We start from the raw sequence: 8,818 nt of genomic DNA on the forward strand, positions 1-8,818 counted from the left end.
AATGGACTTTTTTTAATATTTGAACGAAGTGTTCAATTTGATTTTACAATCCGCCCTTTTTTTATTTTTAATAATTTTAAACAAAATGAACGAAATCTTCACAAATAATTCACGTTTTATCTTTAGTATTAAGTAAATAGCAGAGGTAAACGATAAATTAAGCACTTACGAAAAAGAAGCTTATATGGTATACTAGCTATGAGTAATGAAACGTATACAAATATTTGTTCTGAGGAGCGTGATTTTTATGGTAGATTTATATGTCTCTCCTAGTTGTACTTCATGTCGCAAGGCAAGAGCGTGGCTTGAAAAACATAATATTCCATTCGAGGAAAGAAACATTTTTTCTGAACCATTGACTAAAAAAGAATTATTAAAGATCTTGCGGATGACTGAAAATGGTACTGAGGAAATCATTTCTACCCGCTCAAGAACTTTTCAACAATTGCGAATCAATTTAGATGATTTATCAATTGATCAGTTACTTGATTTAGTAGAAAAGAATCCTAGCTTGTTAAGAAGACCAATCATTATGGATGATCGTCGACTTCAAGTTGGTTACAATGAAGATGAAATTCGTCGATTCTTGCCACGAAAAGTTCGTCGGTTGGAATTGGCTGAAGCACAAAAGATTGCAGATTTATAAAATGATTGAAAAGTGTTAGTTAAGGCTTTTGTTGAGACTAACACTTTTATTTTAAACGAAAAATACGCTACAATAGATATATTAATTCATGGAGGTGAGATCCTGTGCAGGTAGATCATATTGATAAGAATACTATCAGAGTTCGAATTGATAAAGCTGAATTGGCTCGTCGTGGGATGGGAATGCTTGATTTATTAGGTAATAGACAAAAGATTCAAGACTTCTTCTATAAAATTCTTGATGAGGTCGATGAAGACCATGAATTTGCCAATGGTGATCCAGTATCATTTCAAGTAATGCCTAATAATGGGGGATTAGATTTGATGATCACCAAAGTTAAGCCGGACGATGCACAGAATTTAAGGAAACTAATGGGTGATAGCTTTCCTAAGGATGAGCAATCATCAACGAATTCGGATGATTCAAAAAGTTTCTTTGATTTAGATGAGGAGAGTACGAATTCAAATTCGGCTCCTCAAGGAATAGCTACTCACAACTTTTTTAACCAAGATGATAAAAACAATGAGCCAACTGATTGGAGATCGCGCAAGACTCAGGCTTACTATTTTGATGATTTAGGTAGTCTAATTGAATTAGCTGATAACCTTAAGGCAAATGATTTAGCTTCTAGCTTGTATTACTTGCATGGACAATATTTCTTAAATTTGGCATTTCTTGATGAAGAATATGAGGAGCTTAAACCAGCAGATGCGTGGACAATAGCCAACGAATTTGGTTTTAAGGTCGATAGTGATAAGATGCGTGTAGTTGAAGAAACAGGCAAATGCTTATTGATGCAAAATGCTTTAGGCCAGATTCGACATTACTTTTTAAAAGCAGCTAATTATTAAGATTCTTTAAAGAAAAAGAGACGGGACAAAATTCCGTCTCTTTTTTACGTAATAAAACATGGGTGAGAAAAATGTATGCAGCCATGTTAAATAAGAAATTAGTCCTTGCAGTTGACGAAGCATGTTTAGTTAATGCAAGGCAAAAGAAATTGAATCGTGATAATTATCACTGTCCACATTGCAATAAAAAAGTAATTTTGGTTATGTCGGAGCAAAAAGCAGCCTTTTTTAAGCATCTTGTGAAGTACAGTAACTTAATGGGTGAAAAAGAGGAGCATCACCAATCGAAAATGCTGTTGAAGTCAGCTTTGACGGCAGCTGGTTTTCCGGCAGAAGTTGAGATTCCATTAGCTGAAGGACAATTGCGTGCAGATGTCTTAGCAACTGCTAAGTTAGCGTTTGAAGTTCAATGTGCGCCGTTGAGTCAACAAGAATTTAACCATCGGCATCAGCTTTATCAAAAAATTGGTGTAAAAGATATTTGGATTGTGGGACAGCGACACTATTTGAAACGGCGATTGAAACGCACACAGTTGATTTTCTTTCGACAAAATAAAGCTTGGGGGAATTACTATTTAGAAATTAATCCACAGAGAAATCGTTTTTGCTTAAAATATAATGTTTTAGAAGAACCGGTAGCTAATAAATTGGTTTATCAAAGTAAATCATTTGTCCTTGATGAATTGGGGATAAAAGATTTTTGGCGCTTTAAGCCATTCAAAAAAGAATATTCTTTGAACATTGCAACTCAAAGAAAATATTTACGCCAGCAAATTATGCAAAAAACAAAGTTAGGATTGAAAATAGGAGAGATGCTTTATGAACGCAAATTAACTCTTGATGATTTACCTGATAAAGTTTTTGCTACTTGGCGTAACCCAGGTGAAAGAGATCGGGTTAGTGATTTTTTGCAAAAATAAAACGCCTTTAGATAAGGCGTAAATGATGCTCCGCAGGTAAATAGTCTGAAAAACACTTTTGACAATCTGGAAGCATTAGATTAACTAAATCCTGTTGATTGATTGGTCCCTCTAGCAATACTCCATTTTGCTCGTTGTCTTCGTTAAAGATAACGGTGGTAGGAGTAGCTTTAATATTCCATTGGTTGGCTAGTTTTTGATCTTCTTCAATAGAAGTACGCAGGTAATCAGTTTGTTTGATTGCCTGAATATCCGCATCCTTGATATGTAATTTGTTTGCGATCCGCTTAAGCAGCTCAGGTGTATAAGCGGAAGCATCTTTGCTCAAGTTTTTTTGTAATTCATACAGGTATTGACGGGCTTTTTTGTTGCCATAGGCCAGCCTAATCGCGTGGTAATTTTCTAATGCTTCATAAGTTGCTCTAGAAAAATTACTAATATCAGGTAACTTCTGGTCATCTTTGCGTCGGCGAATCGCATCATCATTGATTAAACAAACATTTGCAATTGGAATATAGTGATAACAAACGTCGACCCCTAATTCATCAACGGTTTTACGAATCTGTTTTTCAGTGTTATAACAATAAATCCCTATTGGATTGATGAATAGAAAAATCTCAAACATAATCTCGACCTCTTTGGTGATTTACTATTAGTTACTTTAGCAAGAAAAAAAATAAGTGACAAAAAATATGCCTTATTTTCTATATACTATTTTTGGTGAGCGCTTGCACGAGCTATTTTGCTTTGATTAGTGTTAGCAGCCGTTTGTTCAAAGTCATATTCTTGTTCAAGTTTAGTTAATACTGTTTGAATTAAAGCAGGATTAGTATTTTCGATTTCTAATTCAAAATCTTGATAGTTATCTGGATAAGACGTAGCATCTAGAGTTAATTCACAGTTTTGTGGCCCGTTCATCAAAATTCTGCGGGTTTTGCTCCAGGTGAAAAGACGTAGCTTTTTTTGGTCATTGGCAAAATGATTATCTAGATATGCGCCAATATTACCAGTGAATTTAAAATGCTTTTTTGCTACTAATTTTTTAGCTTGAGCGTGAGTTAATTCATCATTAATTTCAATTACTTCATGGAAATTCTTTTGTACAGGATTAGGATCCGGTACCTTCATTGTTTGCTCTGCGTGAGTAGCATAGATTCGAATACGCAAGCTAATTTGATGATTTTTTAATAAATCATCTGCTGTATCAAAATAATAATTTTCTTGGGTAAAGTCACTTTTGATTGGAAAAGCGGCAGTGATCTGATCATAAACGCTTTTATTTAAAAGAATTTTTGCTTCAATTTCTCGATTTTTACTCATCTGTTTTTCCTCCGAACTGTTTAACTTAATTATATGGTAAAATGAGTTTGTTTGCTTAAGAAAGGAATGTTTTCTCATGGAATTAGATTGGGATAACTTCTTGTGGCCTTATAACGAAGCTGTTCGCGAGTTAAAGGTTAAATTTCGTTCCCTTAGACAAGGCTTTTTAACTAAGGGGGAACATTCACCTATTGAATTTGTAATTGGCCGGGTAAAGACAGTTGATTCTATCAAGGAAAAAATGAAACGGCGAGTAATTAGTCCTGATGTCATTGAGACTGATATGCAAGATATTGCAGGGATTAGGATTGTTACTCAATTTGTAGACGATATTTATAAGGTAGTAGATTTGATTCATGCTCGAGATGATATGGAAGTTGTTGAGGAGCGTGATTATATTCAAAATGCTAAGCCGAGTGGATATCGGTCATACCACATGGTGATTAACTATACGGTTTACTTACCAGAAGGTCCGAAAAAATTAATTGCGGAAGTTCAGATTAGAACTATGGCAATGAACTTTTGGGCTACTGTCGAGCATACTTTAAATTACAAATATCAAGGTGTCTATCCTGATGACATTTCAGCTAGATTAAAATCAACGGCTGAAGCCGCTTATAGACTAGACGAAGAAATGTCGTCAATTAAGGATGAGGTCCAAGAAGCTCAGAAAATTTTTACCAAAAATAAGGGCAAAGAAAAATTATGAAAGTAACAATAGCGCATAATAACTATGATGAAACGTTAAAGACAGTTGCGCAGCTTAAGAAGCTGCTTCAGGAAAAAGGTTTTATCTTTGATGCTAGATATCCTGATGTAGTGATCACTGTTGGCGGTGATGGCACCCTCATCAATGCCTTCCACCGCTATGAAAATCAAGTAGATTCTGTGCGCTTTATTGGGATTCATACTGGCCACTTAGGTTTTTATACTGATTGGCGTAACTATGATATTGAAAAAATGGTTGATGCTTTAGCAGTAACCAAGGGTGAACCAGCGAAGTATCCTTTACTAGAAATAAAGATGCTTACTGAATCAGGTGAAACTCATTACCATTTAGCCGTCAATGAATCAGCGGTTAAAAGAGTTTCACATACATTAGAGGCCGATGTGTACATTAATGATCAATTATTTGAAAACTTTCGAGGCGATGGTCTTTGCGTTTCAACACCAACAGGTTCGACTGCTTATGGCAAATCACTAGGTGGTGCAGTAATTCATCCCCGGCTAAAAGCGTTGCAAATGACTGAAATTGCTTCAATTAATAATCGAGTTTTTAGAACTTTGTCATCACCAATTGTGATTGCGCCTGATCAATGGATTTCGATTGTTCCTAATGCAGATCATTTTGTGATGACAGTTGATGGAGCAAGAATTGATGTACGTAATGCTAAGAAGATTGAATATCGAATTTCGCGGCATTCGATTCAGTTTGATCAATTTGGCCACCATCATTTTTGGTCACGCGTACAAAATGCGTTTATTGGAGATAATGAAAAAAATGACTAGTTTATTTAAACTAATTGTGCAAGAAAGAGACCCCAAAAAGCTGGGTCCTTTTTTGTTAAAAAATGGTTTTTCGCATCAAGCGTTAAACAATGCTAAACACCATCATGGCATGATTTTAGTAAATCATAAAAGAAGATATACTAGCTTTAATTTGCGTGCTGGGGATGAAGTGATTTTTATCAGTGGTGAAGAAAAGAAAAATGATTTTTTAAAGCCATCGAATAATCCAGTATCAATTGTGTTGGAGAATAAAAATTATCTTGTAGTTAACAAACCTGCAGGTGTGTTGTCAATTCCCTCACGCTATGAAGATGATGATGCGGTGGTCAATCGATTGTTGGGTTATTTTGTCCAAAAAGGACAGAAAAATTTGAAGCCGCATGTTATTACTAGATTAGATCGAGATACATCTGGTTTAGTATTGGTGGGGAAAAATGCAATTGCCCATGCTCGTTTTAGTAAAATTGGCAAGGAGAAATTTGTCAAAAAATATCATGCAATTGTACATGGCAATTTTGCTCCGAATGAGTTAACTGGTTTAATTGATCAACCGATTGGCAAAAAGGGTAGTGGAGTTAAACGTGCGGTAGTGGCAGATGGAAAGGACGCTCAAACCGCGTATCGAGTCCTAGATCAGGTTACAGGTGCTAGCTTGGTAGAGTTACGCTTGCTTACCGGTAGAACCCATCAGATCCGTGTTCACATGGCTTATCTGGGACACCCCTTATATGGTGATCCTTTATATGGAATTCAAGATGGGTTTTCACGCCAAGCCTTAAATTGCTTTTATTTAAATTTTCCGGATCCATTTAGCCAGCAAAAATGTAAAACACTTGAGTTGAATGATCCAAAAGATATGCAAGAACTGTGGCAGAAACTAATTAATAAAGAATTCTAAAGTTATTAGCTAAAACTTCTAAAAAACTTGCACCTAGTAACCGCTTTCTTTAGAATTAAAGTGTAATGTTAAAAACTATACTTATACAGAAAAGAGGATATCTTTATGTACTATTCCAATGGTAATTATGAGGCTTTTGCGGATGCCAAAAAGCCCGCAGGCGTAGATAAAAAATCTGCTTATATTATTGGTAGTGGTTTAGCCGGTCTTTCTGCAGCTGTCTTTTTAGTTCGTGATGCACAAATGAAGGGTGAAAATATTCATATCTTAGAAGAGCTACCCGTAGCTGGTGGTTCACTTGATGGTGCTAAGCGTCCTAATGCAGGTTTCGTGGTTCGGGGCGGCCGCGAAATGGAGAACCACTTTGAATGTTTGTGGGATATGTACAGATCGATTCCAAGTTTGGAAATCCCTGGCGCATCATACTTAGATGAATATTATTGGCTTGATAAAGAAGATCCTAACTCATCCAATTGCCGTCTAATTTATAATCGCGGTGATCGCTTACCAAGTGATGGTCAATATGGTCTAGGTAAGTGCGCTAATGAAATCGTGAAGTTAATCATGACACCGGAAAAGGAACTCCAAGGTGAAACAATTGAGGAATTCTTCAGTGATGACTTCTTTAAGACTAATTTCTGGACATACTGGGCAACAATGTTTGCCTTTGAAAAATGGCACTCAGCAGCCGAAATGCGGCGTTATGCAATGCGCTTTATTCACCATATTGATGGTTTGCCTGACTTTACCGCATTGAAGTTTAACAAGTATAACCAATATGAGTCCATGGTTAAGCCACTTTTGGCATATTTAAAAGATCACGGTGTTCAATTTGAATATGATTGTCACGTTGATAACGTGGTTGTTGATCATGAGGGCAAGCAAAAGGTTGCCAAGAAGATCGTGATGACCAAGAATGGTAAGCAAAGTGATATTGATTTAACCCCAGATGATATTGTCTTTGTGACTAACGGTTCAATCACTGAAAGTTCTACTTATGGTGATCAAAATACCCCAGCACCAATTACTCACGACAAGGGCTCTTCATGGAAATTATGGGAAAATTTGGCTAAACAAGATCCTGACTTTGGTCATCCAGATGTCTTCTGTGAAAACTTGCCAGAGCGTAGTTGGTTCGTATCAGCTACAGCTACCTTGGAAAACAGGAAAATAGCTCCATACTTTGAACGCTTGACTAAGCGCAGCCTTTACGATGGTAAAGTTAATACTGGTGGAATTATCACTGTTGTTGACTCAAATTGGGAACTTAGCTTTACCATTCACCGTCAACCTCACTTTAAGAGCCAGAATCCAGATCAAATCGTTGTTTGGATTTATGCTTTGTATTCTGATACTGAGGGTAATTACATCAAGAAGAGAGTCGTTGACTGTACTGGTAAAGAAATTGCTGAAGAAATGCTTTATCACTTAGGCGTGCCAGAGACTCAAATCAGCGAATTGGCTAGTGAAGAAAATATGAATACCGTACCAGTTTACATGCCATATATCACTAGTTACTTTATGCCTCGTCATGATGGGGACCGTCCAGATGTTGTTCCAGAAGGATCAGTTAATATTGCCTTTATTGGCAATTTTGCCGAATCACCAACTAGAGACACTGTCTTTACCACCGAATATTCTGTCAGAACTGCCATGGAAGCTGTTTATACATTGCTTAACGTTGACCGTGGTGTACCTGAAGTATTTGACTCAATTTATGATATTCGTCAATTGCTTCGTGCGATGTACTACATGTCTGACAAGAAGAAATTAGTTGATCAAGAGATGCCATTACCTGAGAAGTTAGCTCTCAAAACAGGGATGAAGAAAATCAAGAGAACTTGGGTCGAAGAACTGTTAGAAGAAGCTAACTTAGTTTAAATATGCTAGGCATAATAAAAAAGCTTGAGTAAATTCAAGCTTTTTTTGTACGCTTTTTGATTGCTCTCAGACTAAGCAAAATAGCTACTGCAATTAAAGCGATGACAACGAATGAGATTACAACTTTAATCAATCGTGGTCCGTCTAAGTGCAAGATTGAATCGCCACCATAAGCATATAAGTAAGCGAAGGGGATGACACCGATAATGATTGGTATTAGCTGTTTTTTACGTTGCCCCTTATTAATCATAATGTTGACATAGCTAACTGTCGCACTCGGAATAAATGGAATCATATATCCAATAATTAATCCAAGCATTGGTGATTTTAATCCAGTCAATAACTTATAAACTTTACTGTTAGACATCTTTTTCATGTCATAGAGTTTTTGCAAAAGTTCCATTAAAATTATTTGGCCTAAAATGTCACTGATCCAATTAACAATAAATCCCCAGGCAGGGCCATAAAGGATTCCGTTGAGAACACAAAAGATTCCGTTGGATAAGCCAGGAATTGCTACACAGATCGCATTAAGTAAAAATAAAAAGGCTAAGTCTTCAATACCATGGCTACGGACCATGTTAACGAGTACTTCTTCATTATGGTGATCAAAATGAAGTAATAAATTCAATTCAGGACGGTAATTTAAATAGAGTTTATACAGAAGTAGTAACCCTAATATCCCGCCAAGAATGAAAAGTAATATTCGAATTATTTTTCTTTTCACTTTGTCACCTTCTCGTATTATATAAATTAAATCTGTGTTGATTGTCTTTTTAGTTTGTTTATTCGA

Annotated in this window: 10 protein-coding genes; 7 read left to right on the top strand and 3 right to left on the bottom strand. The window is 36.1% G+C overall.

All coding sequences use genetic code 11. The annotated features are described in order from the left end of the window. Positions 1-247: 247 nt before the first annotated feature. The 3 genes from spxA (at position 248) to CP363_RS09885 (ending at position 2,417) form a co-directional block, all read left to right on the top strand. The gene (gene spxA, locus CP363_RS09875) at positions 248-646 is read left to right on the top strand and encodes a transcriptional regulator SpxA (RefSeq protein WP_013086037.1); all 399 of its coding nucleotides are present in this window, start codon (positions 248-250) and stop codon (positions 644-646) included. Positions 647-750: 104 nt separating this feature from the next. After that, complete coding sequence (locus CP363_RS09880) at positions 751-1,497, top strand: adaptor protein MecA (RefSeq protein ID WP_035443125.1); 747 nt, start codon at positions 751-753, stop codon at positions 1,495-1,497. 71 nt (positions 1,498-1,568) lie between these two features. Then, entirely contained in the window at positions 1,569-2,417 is an 849-nt protein-coding gene (locus CP363_RS09885; protein WP_013086038.1) for a competence protein CoiA, read from the top strand. Between the two features lie 7 nt (positions 2,418-2,424). On the opposite strand, the gene CP363_RS09890 is transcribed toward CP363_RS09885, so the two are convergent. Beyond that, the gene (locus CP363_RS09890; protein ID WP_061204538.1) at positions 2,425-3,042 is read right to left on the bottom strand and encodes a DsbA family protein; all 618 of its coding nucleotides are present in this window, start codon (positions 3,040-3,042) and stop codon (positions 2,425-2,427) included. Positions 3,043-3,128: 86 nt separating this feature from the next. After that, positions 3,129-3,737, bottom strand: a complete 609-nt coding sequence (locus CP363_RS09895) for a CYTH domain-containing protein (RefSeq protein ID WP_013086040.1) — start codon at positions 3,735-3,737, stop codon at positions 3,129-3,131. Positions 3,738-3,813: 76 nt separating this feature from the next. On the opposite strand from CP363_RS09895, the gene CP363_RS09900 reads away from it, so the two are divergent. From CP363_RS09900 to CP363_RS09915, 4 genes are all read left to right on the top strand, one after another. Further along, entirely contained in the window at positions 3,814-4,446 is a 633-nt protein-coding gene (locus tag CP363_RS09900; RefSeq protein WP_005718615.1) for a GTP pyrophosphokinase family protein, read from the top strand. Beyond that, positions 4,443-5,246: an NAD kinase gene (locus CP363_RS09905; RefSeq protein ID WP_005718616.1), complete on the top strand. Its 804-nt coding sequence runs from the start codon at positions 4,443-4,445 to the stop codon at positions 5,244-5,246. The genes CP363_RS09900 and CP363_RS09905 overlap by 4 nt, the downstream gene beginning before the upstream one ends. Further along, positions 5,239-6,144: an RluA family pseudouridine synthase gene (locus CP363_RS09910; RefSeq protein WP_098036196.1), complete on the top strand. Its 906-nt coding sequence runs from the start codon at positions 5,239-5,241 to the stop codon at positions 6,142-6,144. Before CP363_RS09905 ends, CP363_RS09910 begins: the two co-directional genes overlap by 8 nt. Before the next feature lie 105 nt (positions 6,145-6,249). Further along, on the top strand, positions 6,250-8,025 hold the full coding sequence (locus CP363_RS09915) for an oleate hydratase (RefSeq protein WP_098036197.1): 1,776 nt from the start codon (positions 6,250-6,252) through the stop codon (positions 8,023-8,025). A gap of 34 nt (positions 8,026-8,059) precedes the next feature. Here CP363_RS09915 and CP363_RS09920 read toward each other — a convergent pair whose 3' ends face one another. Further along, a complete protein-coding gene (locus CP363_RS09920) occupies positions 8,060-8,752 on the bottom strand; it encodes a TVP38/TMEM64 family protein (protein WP_035443123.1) in 693 nt (230 codons plus the stop codon). Positions 8,753-8,818: the final 66 nt, after the last annotated feature.

The sequence above is a fragment of the Lactobacillus sp. UMNPBX12 genome, assembly GCF_002553955.1.
GTDB lineage: Bacteria > Bacillota > Bacilli > Lactobacillales > Lactobacillaceae > Lactobacillus > Lactobacillus crispatus.